Source organism: Pseudomonas sp. R4-15 (assembly GCF_055768815.1).
Genome location: NZ_CM147293.1, coordinates 931,095 through 945,510, shown reverse-complemented (window position 1 = coordinate 945,510; position 14,416 = coordinate 931,095). Strand labels below are relative to the sequence as shown.

Here is a 14,416-nt window from a genome sequence, read left to right as displayed (position 1 = left end):
CGGCGCGCTGGCCGGCTTGAAGAGGCGCGGCGGCATGGTGATACTGTACATAAATACAGTCAAGCAATGCCCATGGACCTCATCGCCAAGCTTACCGTACTCGCCGATGCCGCCAAGTACGACGCCTCCTGCGCCAGCAGCGCCGCCCCGCGCCGGGACTCCCGCGGCAAGGACGGCCTGGGCGCAAGCAGCGGCATGGGCATCTGCCACAGCTTCACCCCCGACGGGCGCTGCGTATCGCTGCTCAAGGTGCTGCTGACCAACTTCTGCCTCTACGACTGCCAGTACTGCGTCAACCGACGCTCCAGCGACGTGCCGCGGGCGCGCTTCAGCCCGGCCGAGGTGGTCACGCTGACCCTGGATTTCTACCGGCGCAATCTGGTCAGCGGACTGTTCCTCTCCTCCGGGATCATCCGTTCGGCGGACTACACCATGGAACAGCTGGTCGAGGTGGCGCGCAGCCTGCGTGAGGACCACCTGTTCCGTGGCTACATCCACTTGAAGACCATTCCCGATGCCGACCCGCGACTGATCGAGCAGGCCGGGCGACATGCCGACCGCCTGAGCGTCAATGTCGAGCTGCCCAGCGAAGCGGGGTTGACGCGCCTGGCGCCGGAAAAGGATGGCGCCAGCATTCGCCAGGCGATGGGACGTATTCGCCTGGGCCACGAGGAGGCGGCCGCGGAAAGTCGCGCACCACGCTTCGCCCCGGCCGGACAGAGCACGCAGATGATCGTCGGCGCGGACGCCAGCGACGATGCCAGCATCCTCGCCAGCGCCCAGCGCCTGTACCGCAGCTACGGCCTGAAGCGCGTCTACTACTCCGCCTTCAGTCCAATCCCGCAGAGCCCGGCCAGCGTACCGGCGGCGGCGCCCCCGCTGCTGCGCGAACATCGCCTGTACCAGGCGGACTTCCTGCTGCGCGGTTACGGCTTCGCCGCCGAGGAACTGCTGCCCGGCAGCGGCGACCTGGCGCTGGACATCGACCCCAAACTGGCCTGGGCACTGCGCCATCGCGAGCGCTTCCCGCTGGACCTCAACCGCGCCGATGTCACGCTGATCGCCCGGGTGCCGGGGATCGGCGTGCGCAACGCCGAGCGGCTGGCGGCGCTACGCCGCGAGCGCCGCATCCGCTACGCCGATCTGCTGCGCCTGCGCTGCTCGATGGACAAGGTCGCGCCCTTCGTCGTCACCCAGGACTATCGGCCACGCCAGGACGGTATCGAGTCCGCCGCGCTGCATGCGCGGCTGGCGGCGCCAGCCACTCAATTGAGCCTGTGGTGAACCGCCTGGCGCAGTGCGTGAACGGCTTCGCCGACTGGCGCGCACGCGCCCGCGAACTGCTCGCCGCCGGCATCCCGCCCGACGCAGTGACCTGGACGGACGCCGATGCGCCCGACGACCTGCTGGCGAGCATCGGCGAGTCTCCGGCACGCTACGACGCCCGCCCCGCCCGGGTGCCGCGCGAACTGCCGGAGCGCCTGTCGCTGGCCGCGCGCTACCGCGGCGAAGGACGCTGGGCATTGCTCTACCGGGTACTCTGGCGGGTGGCTCAGGGCGAACGGCAGGCGATGCTCGCCGGCGACCCGGACGGTTCCGAACTGCAGCGACGGATCAAGACGGTGACCCGCGAAGCCCACCATATGCACGCCTTCCTGCGTTTTCGCCAGCAAGCGGGCACGCCGGAATTCGTCGCCTGGCACGCCAGCGCCCACGACGTACTCGACCTCGGCGCCGAGCACTTCGCCCGACGCATGGGGCGCCACAGCTGGCTGATCGTCACGCCCGAGGGCGCCGCCTTCGGCGAGAACGGCCAGGTACGCTATCAGCGCCCGCTGGACCCGGCCCTGCGCGCCTATGCCGAAGGCCGTGAAGACGCCTGCGACGAGTTGTGGAAGGCCTACTACGCCAGCACCTTCAACCCCGCCCGGCTCAACGAGAAGGTGATGCGCGGGCACATGCCGGCACGCTTCTGGAGGGACCTGCCGGAGGCGCCGTTGATCGCCGAGCTGACCCGCCAGGCACGTGCCGGTGGCCGGCGCCTGGCGCAGGCCGGCGAGGTCGCCCGGCGCGAAGGGCACGCGGTGCTCATCGCCCAGGAGAAGGCGGCGCCACAACGTCCGACGACGCAGCGCCTGGACGCCTGCCGTGATTGCGAGATCTGGCGCCAGGCCACTGCGGCGGTGCCCGGCGAAGGCCCCCTGGATGCACGCATCATGCTGGTCGGCGAGCAGCCGGGGGATCACGAGGACCTCGCCGGACGGCCCTTCGTCGGCCCGGCCGGTCAACTATTGGGGCGCACGCTGGCCGAGGCCGGGCTGGCGCGCGAGGCGCTCTACCTGACCAACGCGGTGAAGCACTTCAAGTGGCAGCCGCGCGGCGGACCACAGGGACGCGGTGCCTTGCGCAAGCACGCCACGCCCAAGCCTGCCGAAGTGCGCGCCTGCCACCCCTGGCTGGTCGAGGAACTGGCGCGGGTGAAGCCGCGCGTGGTGGTCGCCCTGGGGCGCACCGCGCTCGCCTCGCTGCTTGGGGTACACGACGCCGCGCGGGTGCGCCTGGCGGACTTCGCCGGCCAGGCCTTCGCCCAGGGCGAGCATCTGCTGATCGGCGCGCCGCATCCCGCGGCGATATTGCGCGACGCCCAGGGCGGAGTGGCCCTGCGCGCCGAACTGCTCGCGGCCCTGAGCCTGGCCCGTGAGCTGGCGGACGAAGCCCCGCGCTGAACGCTTCAGCGCAGGCGCGACGGGCCGTCCAGGTCCTCGGCGATCTCCAGGGACAGGCCGGTGGCGCTCTGCCCCGCTTCCTCGATGGCGTCTGCACCGGTATCGGCACCGAGCTTGATCATCAGGCGCAGGTCGTTGGCCGAGTCGGCATGCGCCAGGGCATCCTCGTAGCTGATCTCGCCGGCGGCGAAGAGGTTGTAAAGTGCCTGGTCGAAGGTCTGCATGCCCTGCTCGGTGGAGCGCTTCATCAGCGCCTTGAGCTCGTGCACCTCTCCCTTGCGGATCAGGTCGGCAGCCAGCGGGGTGTTCAGCAGTACCTCGATCACCGCGCGGCGGCCCTTGCCGTCCGGCGTCGGCACCAACTGCTGGGCGACGATGGCGCGCAGGTTCAGCGACAGGTCCATCCACACCTGTGGGTGCCGGTCCGGCGGGAAGAAGTGGATGATGCGGTCCAGCGCCTGGTTGGCGTTGTTGGCATGCAGGGTGGCCAGGCACAGATGGCCGGTCTCGGCGAAGGCCACCGCGTAGTCCATGGTCTCGCGGGTACGCACCTCGCCGATCATGATCACGTCCGGCGCCTGGCGCAGGGTGTTCTTCAGCGCCACCTCGAAGGAGTCGGTGTCGATGCCCACCTCGCGCTGGGTGACGATGCAGCCCTGGTGCTGGTGGATGAACTCGATCGGGTCTTCGATGGAGATGATGTGGCCGCTGGAGTTCTTGTTGCGGAAGCCGATCATCGACGCCAGCGAGGTGGATTTGCCGGTGCCGGTGGCGCCGACGAAGATCACCAGGCCGCGACGGGTCATCGCCAGCTTCTTCAGCACCTCGGGCAGGCGCAGCTCCTCCATGGTAGGGATGCGCGTCTCGATACGCCGCAGCACCATGGCCACCAGGTTGCGCTGGTAGTAGGCACTGACGCGGAAGCGCCCGATGCCGCGCGCGCTGATCGCGAAGTTGCACTCGTGACTGGCGGCGAAATCGCGGCGCTGCTGCTCGTTCATCACGCCGAGCACCGTCTCCCGGGTCTTCTCCGGCGTCAGTGGCTCGCCCACCGGATGCAGCTTGCCGTTGATCTTGATCGACGGCGCAACGCCGGCGGTGACGAACATGTCGGAAGCGCCCTTCTCGACCATCAGGCGCAGCAGTTTCTCGAATTCCATGGACTCACCCGTGGCTGGCAATGGCGATAGCATGCCCAGCTGGACGCGCGCATGCACGCATCCAGCTCAAGAAAGTGCCGCACGGTCGGGCTCGGAACCTGTTTCGATCCCGCTGGCGCAAGGGCGAACCCTGTACAGCCCTCAGAGCATCTCGGGTGCCTTGGCCTTCTCCCGCGCCGACTCGCGCGTGACCACGCCGCGCTGCACCAGGCCCTTGAGGCACATATCGAGGGTCTGCATGCCCAGCGCGCCGCCGGTCTGGATCGCCGAGTACATCTGCGCCACTTTGTCCTCGCGGATCAGGTTCCGGATCGCCGGCGTGCCGATCATGATCTCGTGGGCCGCGACGCGCCCGCCGCCGACCTTCTTCATCAGGGTCTGCGAAACCACCGCGGTGAGCGACTCGGAGAGCATCGAGCGCACCATCGACTTTTCCTCGGCGGGGAACACGTCGACCACGCGGTCGATGGTCTTCGCCGCGCTGGTGGTGTGCAGGGTGCCGAACACCAGGTGACCGGTCTCCGCGGCGGTAAGCGCCAAGCGGATGGTCTCCAGGTCACGCATCTCGCCGACCAGGATGATGTCCGGGTCCTCGCGCAGCGCCGAGCGCAGGGCCTCGGAGAAGCCCAGGGTGTCGCGATGTACCTCGCGCTGGTTGACCAGGCACTTCTTCGACTCGTGGACGAACTCGATGGGGTCCTCGATGGTGAGGATGTGTTCGTAGCGGGTGTTGTTCAGGTAGTCGAGCATCGCCGCCAGGGTGGTGGACTTGCCCGAACCGGTGGGACCGGTGACCAGCACCAGGCCGCGCGGTACGTCGGCGATCTTCTTGAACACCTCGCCCATGCCCAGTTCTTCCATGGTCAGCACCTTGGAAGGAATGGTACGGAACACCGCGCCGGCGCCACGGTTCTGGTTGAACGCGTTGACGCGGAAACGCGCAACGCCAGGCACTTCGAAGGAGAAGTCGGTCTCGAGGAATTCCTCGAAATCCTTGCGCTGCTTGTCGTTCATGATGTCGTAGATCAGCGCATGAACCTGCTTGTGTTCCATCGGCGGCAGGTTGATGCGGCGCACGTCGCCATCCACGCGGATCATCGGCGGCAGGCCTGCGGACAGGTGCAAGTCGGATGCGCCCTGCTTGGCGCTGAACGCCAGCAGCTCGGTAATATCCATGGGACTCCCCAATCATGAACGAGCAGGTAGAATGCCAGAGCCCGCGACGCCGGGCCCTGGAGCGCGAGTAATGTCCACGATAGCAGAGAATATTGCAAAGGTTCGGGCGCGCATCCGCGCCGCCGAAGCCGCCGCGAAGCGGCCGCCGCAGAGCGTCGGGCTGCTCGCCGTGAGCAAGACCAAACCCGCCGCGGCGATCCGCGAGGCGCACGCCGCCGGGCTCGTCGACTTCGGCGAGAACTACCTGCAGGAAGCCCTCGCCAAGCAACTGGAGTTGGCCGACCTGCCCTTGAACTGGCACTTCATTGGCCCCATCCAGTCGAACAAGACCAAACCGATCGCCGAGCATTTCGCCTGGGTGCACTCGGTGGACCGCCTGAAGATCGCCGAACGCCTGTCGGCCCAACGCCCGGAGCACCTTCCGCCACTCAACGTGTGCCTGCAGGTGAACGTCAGCGGCGAGGCCAGCAAGTCCGGCTGCGCGCCCGATGAGCTGCCGGCGCTCGCCGCCGCCGTGGCGGCGCTGCCGCGACTGACGCTGCGCGGACTGATGGCGATCCCCGAGGCCACCGAGGACGCCGCCGCCCAGCACGCCGCCTTCGCCCGCCTGCGCGAGCTGGCGCGTGAGCTGAACCCGCCCCTGGAGACGCTTTCCATGGGCATGAGCCATGACCTGGAAGCGGCGATCGCCGAGGGTGCCAGTTGGGTGCGCATCGGTACCGCACTGTTTGGCGCCCGTGACTATTCCGCCACCTCCCCACGCTAAGGAACCTAGATGAACACTCCCCGTATCGCCTTCATCGGTGCCGGCAACATGGCCGCCAGCCTGATCGGCGGCCTGCGCGCCCAGGGCGTACCGGCAGAGCGTCTGTGCGCCGCCGACCCCGGCGACGCCACCCGCGCACGCGTCGAAACCGAGCATGGCATCGCAACCTTCGCCGACAATGCCGAGGCGGTCGCCAGCGCCGATATCGTGGTGCTGGCGATCAAGCCACAGGTCATGGCCGACGTCTGCCGCGCCCTGGCGCCGCACCTGCGTGCCGACACGCTGGTGGTTTCGGTGGCCGCCGGCATCACCTGCGCCAGCCTGCAGAGCTGGCTCGGCGAACGCGCACTGGTGCGCTGCATGCCGAACACCCCGGCGCTGTTGCGCCAGGGCGTCAGTGGCCTGTACGCCAACGCCCAGGTCTCCGCCACGCAGCGCGAACAGGCGCAAGCGCTGCTGGGCGCGGTCGGGGTGGCTCTATGGCTGGACGAGGAAAAACAGATCGACGCGGTGACCGCCGTTTCCGGCAGCGGCCCGGCCTACTTCTTCCTGCTGGTCGAGGCAATGACCGCCGCCGGCGAGAAGCTCGGTCTGCCCCGCGAGACCGCCGCCGAACTGACCCGCCAGACCGCCCTGGGCGCCGCGCGCATGGTCTGCGAGAGCGATGTCGACGCCGCCGAACTGCGGCGCCGGGTCACCTCGCCGAACGGCACCACGCATGCCGCCATCGAAACCTTCCAGGCCGGCGGCTTCGAGTCGCTGGTAGAGTCCGCTCTCAACGCAGCGGCGAATCGCTCCGCGGAGCTCGCCGAACAACTGGGCAAGTGAGGAAAGCCATTCCATGAACGGGTTCAATACCGCCCTGATCTACGTGATCCAGACCCTCGGCAGCCTGTACCTGCTGATCGTGCTGTTGCGCTTCATCCTGCAGATGGTCCGCGCCGACTTCTACAACCCGCTGTCGCAGTTCATCGTGCGCGCTACTCAGCCGCTGCTGCGCCCACTGCGCAAGGTGATCCCCGGCTTCGGCGGCGTCGACCTGGCCTCACTGGTGCTGGCGATCCTGGTCCAGCTGGTGCTGATGATCATCACCCTGCTGCTGATGGGCTACGGCGTCGCCGGCTTCGTCGGCCACCTGCTGGTGTGGTCGGTAATCGGCGTGACGGCGCTGTTCGTCAAGGTGTTCTTCTTCGCCCTGATCGTCAGCGTGATCCTCTCCTGGGTCGCACCAGCCAGCCACAATCCGGCGGCCGAGTTGGTCAACCAGATCTGCGAACCGCTGCTGGCACCGTTCCGCCGCCTGCTGCCGAACCTCGGCGGTCTGGATATCTCGCCGATCTTCGCCTTCATCGCGATCAACCTGTTCGACATGCTGGTGATCAACAACCTGGCGGCCATGAGTGGCATGCCGCGCGTGCTCAGCCCGTTCATGTGATCCCCCGCGCGGCGGTCCTGCCGCCGCGCGTTTTCCTTTAGAATCTCGCCTCCACCGCTCACGAGCAGGACGATGTCCAGCGATTTCCCCGCCGATTCCGTCGGCCTGGTCACGCCCCAGGTCGCGCACTTTTCCGAGCCATTGCCGCTGGCCTGCGGCCGCAGCCTGGCCGACTACGACCTGGTCTACGAGACCTATGGCGAACTCAACGCGGCCCGCAGCAACGCGGTGCTGATCTGCCACGCCCTCTCCGGCCACCACCATGCCGCCGGCTACCACCATACCGACGAGCGCAAGCCGGGCTGGTGGGACGCCTGCATCGGGCCGGGCAAGCCGATCGACACGCGCAAGTTCTTCGTCGTTTCACTGAACAATCTCGGCGGCTGCAACGGCTCCACCGGCCCGAGCAGCGCCAACCCGGAGACCGGCAAGCCCTACGGCGCGGACTTTCCAGTGGTCACCGTGGAGGACTGGGTGAACAGCCAGGCGCGCCTGGCCGACCGCCTGGGCATCACGCAATGGGCGGCAGTGATCGGCGGCAGCCTGGGCGGTATGCAGGCGCTGCAGTGGACCATCAGCCACCCCGAGCGGGTGCGTCATTGCGTAGCCATCGCCTCGGCCCCGCGACTGTCGGCGCAGAACATCGCCTTCAACGAGGTGGCACGCCAGGCGATCCTCTCCGACCCCGAATTCCATGGCGGCCGTTTCCAGGAACAGGGCGTGATCCCCAAGCGCGGACTGATGCTGGCGCGCATGGTCGGGCACATCACTTACCTTTCCGATGACGCCATGGGCGAGAAATTCGGCCGCGAGCTGAAGACCGACCAGCTCGCCTATGACTTCACCAGCGTGGAATTCCAGGTGGAGAGCTACCTGCGCTACCAGGGCGAGGAATTCTCCGGGCGCTTCGACGCCAATACCTACCTGCTGATGACCAAGGCGCTGGACTACTTCGACCCGGCACGCGCCCACGGCGGCGACCTGGCGCAGACCTTCGCCCCGGCGCAGGCGCGCTTCTGCCTGATGTCCTTCACCACCGACTGGCGCTTCTCCCCGGCGCGCTCGCGGGAGATCGTCGATGCGCTGGTCGCCGCCGACAAATCGGTGAGCTACCTGGAGATCGACGCGCCCCAGGGCCACGACGCCTTCCTCCTGCCGATCCCGCGCTACCTGCAGGGTTTCGGCGCCTACCTGCAGCGCATCGAGGTATGAGCATGCGAGCGGATCTGGAGATCATCCAGGACTGGATTCCTGCCGGTAGCCGGGTTCTCGACCTGGGCTGCGGCGATGGCGAGCTGCTGGACTGGCTCGGCCGCCACAAGGGCGTCTCCGGCTACGGCCTGGAGATCGACGGGCAGAAGATCGCACGCTGCCTGGAGCGCGGTGTCAGCGTACTGGAGCAGAACCTCGACGACGGTCTGGGCAACTTCGCCAGCGACAGCTTCGACGTGGTGGTGATGACCCAGTCGCTGCAGGCACTGCGCTACCCGGACAAGGTCCTGCAAGAGATGCTGCGGGTCGGCAAGAGCTGCGTCATCACCTTCCCCAACTTCGGCCACTGGCGCTGCCGCTGGTACCTCGCCGGCAAAGGACGGATGCCGGTCTCGGATTTTTTGCCGTACACCTGGTACAACACGCCGAACATCCACTTCTGCACCTTCGAGGACTTCGAGCGCCTGTGCCGCGAACTCGGCGCCAAGGTGACCGATCGCCTGGCGGTGGACCGCGAGCACCGGCACGGTTGGGCCAGCCGCGCCTGGCCCAACCTGTTCGGCGAGATCGGCATCTATCGCATCGCCTCGTCGGGCGCCCTCGCCAATCACCCGTAAAAGGAGGAACGCCATGTCACGCCTGATCGCTGCCCTGTTCACCCTCTGCCTGAGCCTGTCAGCCGCCGCCATCGAGCGCAGCCACAGCTTCGGCGAACTGACGGTGCACTACAGCGCTTTCAATTCCAGCTTCCTGCAACCGCAGATCGCCGCCAACAGCGGCCTGGTGCGGAGCAAGACCCAGGGCGTGCTCAACGTCGCCCTGGTGCAGGACGGCAAGCCGGTGGCCGGTAGCGTCAGCGGCCAGCTCAAGGACCTCACCGGGCGCAGCAAAGCGCTGAACTTCCGCCAGGTGCGCGACGGCGACGCCATCTACTATCTGACCCAGTACCCCATCGAATCCCGCGAGGTACTGACCTTCGACCTGCAGGTGCGCGGCCCGGACGGCGCCAGCCACCCGCTGACCTTCGACCAGGAAGTGTTTCCCGACCCATGAGTGACCTCAGCGAAATCGTCCTTGCCAGCCACAACGCCGGCAAGCTCAAGGAACTCCAGGCCATGCTCGGCGCCACGGTGAAACTGCGCGCGGTCGGCGAGTTCAGCCAGGTGGAGCCCGAGGAAACCGGCCTGTCGTTCGTCGAGAACGCGATCCTCAAGGCACGCAACGCGGCGCGCCTGTCCGGTCTGCCGGCGCTGGCCGACGACTCCGGGCTGGCGGTCGACGCCCTGGGCGGCGCGCCGGGCATCTACTCCGCGCGCTACGCCGAGGGCCAGGGCGACGCGGCGAACAACGCCAAGCTGCTCGACGCGCTCAAGAACGTGCCGGATGCCGAACGCGGCGCCCAGTTCGTCTGCGTACTGGCGCTGGTGCGGCACGCCGACGACCCACTGCCGATCCTCTGCGAAGGCCTCTGGCCGGGGCGCATCCTGCATGCCGCCCAGGGCGAACACGGCTTCGGCTACGACCCGCTGTTCTGGGTGCCGGAAGCCGGCTGCTCCAGCGCCGCGCTGGACCCCGAAACGAAGAACCGCCTGAGCCATCGCGCACGGGCCATGGTGCTGCTCAAGCAGCGCCTGGGAATCGCTTGAGCACGCCGCACCTCGTCCTGCCGCCGCTGGCGCTGTACGTCCACATTCCCTGGTGCGTGCGCAAGTGCCCGTACTGTGACTTCAACTCCCATGCCGCCGGCGACGCCCTGCCCGAAGAAGCCTACGTCGACGCGCTGCTCGCCGACCTCGACGCCGACCTCACGCATGCCCACGGCCGTGAACTGACCTCGATCTTCTTCGGCGGCGGCACGCCGAGCCTGTTCAGTGCCCGCGCCCTTGGCCGGCTGCTGGAAGGCGTGCAGCGCCGCCTGCGCTTCGCCGACGATATCGAGATCACCCTGGAAGCCAATCCCGGGACCTTCGAACAGGCCAAGTTCCGCGACTACCGCCGGCTCGGCATCAATCGCCTGTCGATCGGCGTGCAGAGTTTCCAGAGCGCCCAGCTCAAGGCACTCGGACGCATCCACGACGGCGATGAGGCGATCCGCGCCGCCGACATGGCGCGCGCGGCGGGCTTCGACAACTTCAACCTGGACCTGATGCACGGCCTGCCCGGCCAGGACCTCGCCGGCGCCCTGGCAGACCTCGCCACCGCCATCGCCCAGAATCCCACGCACCTGTCCTGGTACCAGCTGACCCTGGAACCCAACACCGTGTTCTACAGCCAGCCGCCGGTGCTGCCGGAAGACGAGACGCTGTGGGACATCCAGGAAGCCGGCGCCGCGCTGCTCGCCGAGCACGGCTTCGTCCAGTACGAGACCAGCGCCTACGCCCGCGACGGTCGCCGCGCCCGGCACAACCTGAACTACTGGAGCTTCGGCGACTTCCTCGGCATCGGCGCAGGCGCCCACGCCAAGCTCAGCGCCTCGGATGGACGCATCCTGCGCCGCTGGAAGACCCGCCTGCCGAAGGACTACCTCGACCCGCAGAAGGCATTCCGCGCCGGCGAGCGGCTGCTCGAGGCCGGCGAGCTGCCGTTCGAGTTCCTGATGAACGCCCTGCGCCTGGTCGACGGCGTACCGGCGGAATTGTTCAGCCAGCGCACCGGCCTGCCGCAGAGCGCCCTCGAAGCCGGCTGCCGCGCCGCCCGCGAGCAGGGCCTGCTGGTCGATGACCCGACGCGCCTGCAACCCACCGCCCGCGGCCAGCTATTCCTCAACGACCTGCTGCAGCACTTCCTCGATTGACGCCATCGCCGCTGGTTACAACGGGGTGCTGGCTCCAACCATAGGATGCCGTTGAGGGCCCAGCCCGATGCCCATCGGCCTCGCCCGCGATGGGTATCGTCGCTATGCGACTCAACCCATCCTACGCATCCACCCGTTCCCGGCACCGAAGTCACGGACGCAGAGCGTCCGGGGCTGCATTCCTACGCGGGAGCATACGATCAACTTCCTCCTGCTGGCTCCAGCCGTAGGATGGGGCGGGCCGCGTAGGCTGAGGGCGCAGCCCGATACCCATCGCAGCACTACCGCACCGCCGAGATGCCCCCGCCGTACCTACGCAACCGAAAAATCTGCTAACAATGGCCCGGTCGGTGGCCGCGCTCTCGCTGGGCGATAATGCCGCCTCCCCACTGCCGGAGTTTCCATGAACAGCACCGTTGCCAACGAAGGCGAAAAGATCCTCATCGTCGATGACGACGCCCGCCTGCGCCGCCTGCTCGAACGCTTCCTCGACGAGCAGGGCTACCGTGTGCGCGCAGTGGAGAACGTCGAGCAGATGGACCGCCTGCTGTCGCGCGAGCTGTTCCACCTGCTGGTGCTGGACCTGATGCTGCCGGGCGAGGACGGTCTTTCCGCCTGCAGCCGGCTGCGCGAGGCCGGCAACCAGATCCCGATCATCATGCTCACCGCCAAGGGCGATGAAGGCAGCCGCATCCAGGGCCTGGAAGGCGGCGCCGACGACTACCTGGCCAAGCCGTTCAACCCGCGCGAACTGCTGGCACGCATCAAGGCCGTGCTGCGCCGCCAGGCGCCACTGGTTCCCGGCGCGCCTTCGGCGTCGGAGCAAACCGTGACCTTCGGCGACTACGAGTTGAACCTGGCCACCCGCGAGCTGAAGAAGGGCGGCGAAGTGCACATGCTCACCACGGGCGAGTTCGCCGTGCTCAAGGCGCTGGTGCAGCACGCCCGCGAGCCGCTGACCCGCGACAAGCTGATGAGTCTGGCGCGCGGTCGCGAATGGGATGCACTGGAGCGCTCCATCGACGTGCAGATTTCGCGTCTGCGCCGGCTGATCGAACCGGATCCGTCCAAGCCACGCTACATCCAGACCGTCTGGGGCGTGGGCTACGTGTTCGTACCCGACGGCGATGCCCGTTGAGTTGAGTGTCGTGACACTAGCCTCTCCACGCGCACCGACTGACGGTCCGCGCGCATGCCGATGAAAGCGCCGGTCTGGTTCCCGCAGAGCTTCTTCGCCCGCACCCTCTGGCTGGTGCTGGTGGTGGTGATGTTCTCCAAGGCGCTGACCCTGGTCTACCTGATGGCCAACGAGGACATGCTCGTCGACCGCCAGTACAGCCACGGCGCGGCGCTGACCTTGCGCGCCTACTGGGCCGCCTCCCCCACCGACCGTCCGCACATCGCGGATGCCGCCGGACTGAAGGTCGTGCCCAGCGGTACGGTGCCGCCCAGCGAGTACCATTGGCCGTACAGCGAGATCTTCGAGCGGCAGATGCAGACCGAGCTCGGCCCGGATACGGAAGTGCGCTTCCGCGTACAGAGCCCGCCGTCGCTGTGGGTGCGCGCACCGAGCCTGGGCGAGGACTGGATCAAGGTGCCGATGTACCCGCACCCGCTGCGCGGCCAGCGCATCTGGCACGTGCTCGGCTGGTTCCTCGCCATCGGCGTGCTCTCCACCGGCGCCGCCTGGATCTTCGTGCGCCAGCTCAATGCGCCGCACAAGCGCCTGGTCAACGCCACCCGCCAGTTGGGCCAAGGACGCAGCGTGCGCCTGCCGGTGAGCGACACCCCCAGCGAGATGGAAGAGGTCTACCGCGCCTTCAACCAGATGGCCGAGGACGTCGAGCAGGCCGCCCGCGAGCGCGAACTCATGCTCGCCGGGGTTTCCCATGACCTGCGCACGCCCCTGACGCGTCTACGTCTGTCGCTGGAATTGATGGAGCAGGACAGCGAGCTGACCGAGGACATGGTCCGTGACATCGAGGACATGAACCAGATCCTCGACCAGTTCCTCGCCTTCATCCGCGATGGCCGTGACGAGCCGGTCGAGCTGCTCGACCTGGCGAGCGTGGTGCGCGAGGTCGCCGCGCCGTTCAATCAGAAGCAGGAGCAGGTACGCCTGCTACTCGAAGAGCTGCCGGCCTTACCGTTGCGCCGGGTGTCGATCAAGCGCCTGCTGGCCAACCTCATCGAGAATGCCCTGCGCCACGCCGGTCATGGCGTCGAGGTTGCCGCCTACCTGGCCAGCGACACCAGCGCGCCCTACATCGTGCTCAGCGTGCTCGACCGCGGCCCGGGTATCGACCCGGCGGAGTTGGCCGGCCTGTTCAACCCCTTCACCCGTGGCGATCGCGCACGCAGCGGCAAGGGCACCGGCCTGGGTCTGGCCATCGTCCGCCGCATCGCCGCACTGCATGGCGGCAGCGTGGAGCTGCGCAACCGCGAGGGCGGAGGCGTCGAGGCTCGCGTGTGCCTGCCACTGGGCCTGCTGCTGCCGCGCGACGCGGCCTGAATACCGCCGGGCTCGGCGGATATGTCGCCTGCGGCGTGCCGCCTCATGGGGCTAAGCTGAGCAATGGACCTAGCCTGGCTCCTGCCCCGAGGACCACGACAATGCACAAGAACCTGGTCGATCATCTCGCGCAGTACGCGGCCTACCACCGAGACCGGCGCAACATCCTCACCCACTTCATCGGCATCCCGCTGATCGTCCTCGCCGTGGCGGTTCTGCTGTCGCGTCCGGGCCTGGTGCTGGGCGGCCTGTGGCTGTCACCGGCGGCCTTGCTGGCCGCGGCGATGACGCTGTTCTACCTGCGCCTGGACCGCCCGCTGGGCGTTCTGATGGGGGCTTTCCTGCTGCTCTGCCTGGGCCTGGGCGCACAGCTTGCCGGGGCCAGAACCGGGCTCTGGCTGGCCAGCGGCGTCGGCCTGTTCGTCATCGGCTGGATCGTGCAGTTCATCGGGCATGCCTTCGAGGGGCGCAAGCCGGCGTTCCTCGACGACGTCATGGGCCTGGCCATCGGCCCGCTGTTCGTCGCCGCCGAAGCCGCCTTTTTGCTGGGCTTGCGCAACGAGCTGCGCCAGGACGTGGAGCGCATCGCTGGACCCACGCATATCCGTCGCGGCGGCACCACTCGATCCACCTGA

15 protein-coding genes are annotated in these 14,416 nt (G+C 67.9%); 13 read left to right on the top strand and 2 right to left on the bottom strand.

All coding sequences use genetic code 11. The features are described from left to right. Positions 1 to 72: 72 nt before the first annotated feature. Positions 73 to 1,284: a putative DNA modification/repair radical SAM protein gene (locus ACYRGX_RS04530; protein ID WP_473055424.1), complete on the top strand. Its 1,212-nt coding sequence runs from the start codon at positions 73 to 75 to the stop codon at positions 1,282 to 1,284. Next, the gene (locus ACYRGX_RS04525; RefSeq protein WP_473055423.1) at positions 1,281 to 2,726 is read left to right on the top strand and encodes a UdgX family uracil-DNA binding protein; all 1,446 of its coding nucleotides are present in this window, start codon (positions 1,281 to 1,283) and stop codon (positions 2,724 to 2,726) included. The genes ACYRGX_RS04530 and ACYRGX_RS04525 overlap by 4 nt, the downstream gene beginning before the upstream one ends. Before the next feature lie 5 nt (positions 2,727 to 2,731). Here ACYRGX_RS04525 and ACYRGX_RS04520 read toward each other — a convergent pair whose 3' ends face one another. After that, positions 2,732 to 3,886, bottom strand: coding sequence for a PilT/PilU family type 4a pilus ATPase (locus ACYRGX_RS04520; protein ID WP_473055422.1), 1,155 nt, complete (start codon positions 3,884 to 3,886; stop codon positions 2,732 to 2,734). A gap of 141 nt (positions 3,887 to 4,027) precedes the next feature. Next, entirely contained in the window at positions 4,028 to 5,062 is a 1,035-nt protein-coding gene (pilT, locus tag ACYRGX_RS04515; protein WP_473055421.1) for a type IV pilus twitching motility protein PilT, read from the bottom strand. A gap of 70 nt (positions 5,063 to 5,132) precedes the next feature. On the opposite strand from pilT, the gene ACYRGX_RS04510 reads away from it, so the two are divergent. From ACYRGX_RS04510 to ACYRGX_RS04460, 11 genes are all read left to right on the top strand, one after another. Continuing rightward, positions 5,133 to 5,828, top strand: coding sequence for a YggS family pyridoxal phosphate-dependent enzyme (locus ACYRGX_RS04510; protein ID WP_473055420.1), 696 nt, complete (start codon positions 5,133 to 5,135; stop codon positions 5,826 to 5,828). Positions 5,829 to 5,837: 9 nt separating this feature from the next. Then, complete coding sequence (gene proC / locus ACYRGX_RS04505) at positions 5,838 to 6,656, top strand: pyrroline-5-carboxylate reductase (protein WP_473055419.1); 819 nt, start codon at positions 5,838 to 5,840, stop codon at positions 6,654 to 6,656. Between the two features lie 13 nt (positions 6,657 to 6,669). Further along, on the top strand, positions 6,670 to 7,263 hold the full coding sequence (locus ACYRGX_RS04500; RefSeq protein WP_473055418.1) for a YggT family protein: 594 nt from the start codon (positions 6,670 to 6,672) through the stop codon (positions 7,261 to 7,263). Positions 7,264 to 7,335: 72 nt separating this feature from the next. After that, positions 7,336 to 8,475 (top strand): homoserine O-succinyltransferase MetX, encoded by a 1,140-nt coding sequence (metX, locus tag ACYRGX_RS04495; protein ID WP_473055417.1) that lies wholly within the window; start codon positions 7,336 to 7,338, stop codon positions 8,473 to 8,475. 2 nt (positions 8,476 to 8,477) lie between these two features. Beyond that, complete coding sequence (gene metW, locus ACYRGX_RS04490; RefSeq protein ID WP_473055416.1) at positions 8,478 to 9,092, top strand: methionine biosynthesis protein MetW; 615 nt, start codon at positions 8,478 to 8,480, stop codon at positions 9,090 to 9,092. A 13-nt stretch (positions 9,093 to 9,105) separates the two neighbouring features. Continuing rightward, positions 9,106 to 9,528: a DUF4426 domain-containing protein gene (locus ACYRGX_RS04485; protein WP_473055415.1), complete on the top strand. Its 423-nt coding sequence runs from the start codon at positions 9,106 to 9,108 to the stop codon at positions 9,526 to 9,528. Next, on the top strand, positions 9,525 to 10,121 hold the full coding sequence (gene rdgB, locus ACYRGX_RS04480; RefSeq protein ID WP_473055414.1) for an RdgB/HAM1 family non-canonical purine NTP pyrophosphatase: 597 nt from the start codon (positions 9,525 to 9,527) through the stop codon (positions 10,119 to 10,121). Before ACYRGX_RS04485 ends, rdgB begins: the two co-directional genes overlap by 4 nt. Beyond that, complete coding sequence (gene hemW, locus ACYRGX_RS04475; protein ID WP_473055413.1) at positions 10,118 to 11,269, top strand: radical SAM family heme chaperone HemW; 1,152 nt, start codon at positions 10,118 to 10,120, stop codon at positions 11,267 to 11,269. Before rdgB ends, hemW begins: the two co-directional genes overlap by 4 nt. A 403-nt stretch (positions 11,270 to 11,672) precedes the next feature. Further along, positions 11,673 to 12,407: an osmolarity response regulator transcription factor OmpR gene (gene ompR / locus ACYRGX_RS04470; RefSeq protein ID WP_473055412.1), complete on the top strand. Its 735-nt coding sequence runs from the start codon at positions 11,673 to 11,675 to the stop codon at positions 12,405 to 12,407. Between the two features lie 60 nt (positions 12,408 to 12,467). Beyond that, a complete protein-coding gene (locus ACYRGX_RS04465; RefSeq protein WP_473056632.1) occupies positions 12,468 to 13,781 on the top strand; it encodes an ATP-binding protein in 1,314 nt (437 codons plus the stop codon). A gap of 101 nt (positions 13,782 to 13,882) precedes the next feature. Continuing rightward, a complete protein-coding gene (locus tag ACYRGX_RS04460; protein WP_473055411.1) occupies positions 13,883 to 14,416 on the top strand; it encodes an Mpo1 family 2-hydroxy fatty acid dioxygenase in 534 nt (177 codons plus the stop codon).

Coding starts and splice junctions, on each gene's coding strand:
- ACYRGX_RS04530 (WP_473055424.1), top strand. CDS start 73: ATGGACCTCATCGCCAAGCTTACCGTACTCGCCGATGCCGCCAAGTAC.
- ACYRGX_RS04520 (WP_473055422.1), bottom strand. CDS start 3,886: ATGGAATTCGAGAAACTGCTGCGCCTGATGGTCGAGAAGGGCGCTTCC.
- pilT (WP_473055421.1), bottom strand. CDS start 5,062: ATGGATATTACCGAGCTGCTGGCGTTCAGCGCCAAGCAGGGCGCATCC.
- ACYRGX_RS04510 (WP_473055420.1), top strand. CDS start 5,133: ATGTCCACGATAGCAGAGAATATTGCAAAGGTTCGGGCGCGCATCCGC.
- proC (WP_473055419.1), top strand. CDS start 5,838: ATGAACACTCCCCGTATCGCCTTCATCGGTGCCGGCAACATGGCCGCC.
- ACYRGX_RS04500 (WP_473055418.1), top strand. CDS start 6,670: ATGAACGGGTTCAATACCGCCCTGATCTACGTGATCCAGACCCTCGGC.
- metX (WP_473055417.1), top strand. CDS start 7,336: ATGTCCAGCGATTTCCCCGCCGATTCCGTCGGCCTGGTCACGCCCCAG.
- metW (WP_473055416.1), top strand. CDS start 8,478: ATGCGAGCGGATCTGGAGATCATCCAGGACTGGATTCCTGCCGGTAGC.
- ACYRGX_RS04485 (WP_473055415.1), top strand. CDS start 9,106: ATGTCACGCCTGATCGCTGCCCTGTTCACCCTCTGCCTGAGCCTGTCA.
- rdgB (WP_473055414.1), top strand. CDS start 9,525: ATGAGTGACCTCAGCGAAATCGTCCTTGCCAGCCACAACGCCGGCAAG.
- ompR (WP_473055412.1), top strand. CDS start 11,673: ATGAACAGCACCGTTGCCAACGAAGGCGAAAAGATCCTCATCGTCGAT.
- ACYRGX_RS04465 (WP_473056632.1), top strand. CDS start 12,468: ATGAAAGCGCCGGTCTGGTTCCCGCAGAGCTTCTTCGCCCGCACCCTC.
- ACYRGX_RS04460 (WP_473055411.1), top strand. CDS start 13,883: ATGCACAAGAACCTGGTCGATCATCTCGCGCAGTACGCGGCCTACCAC.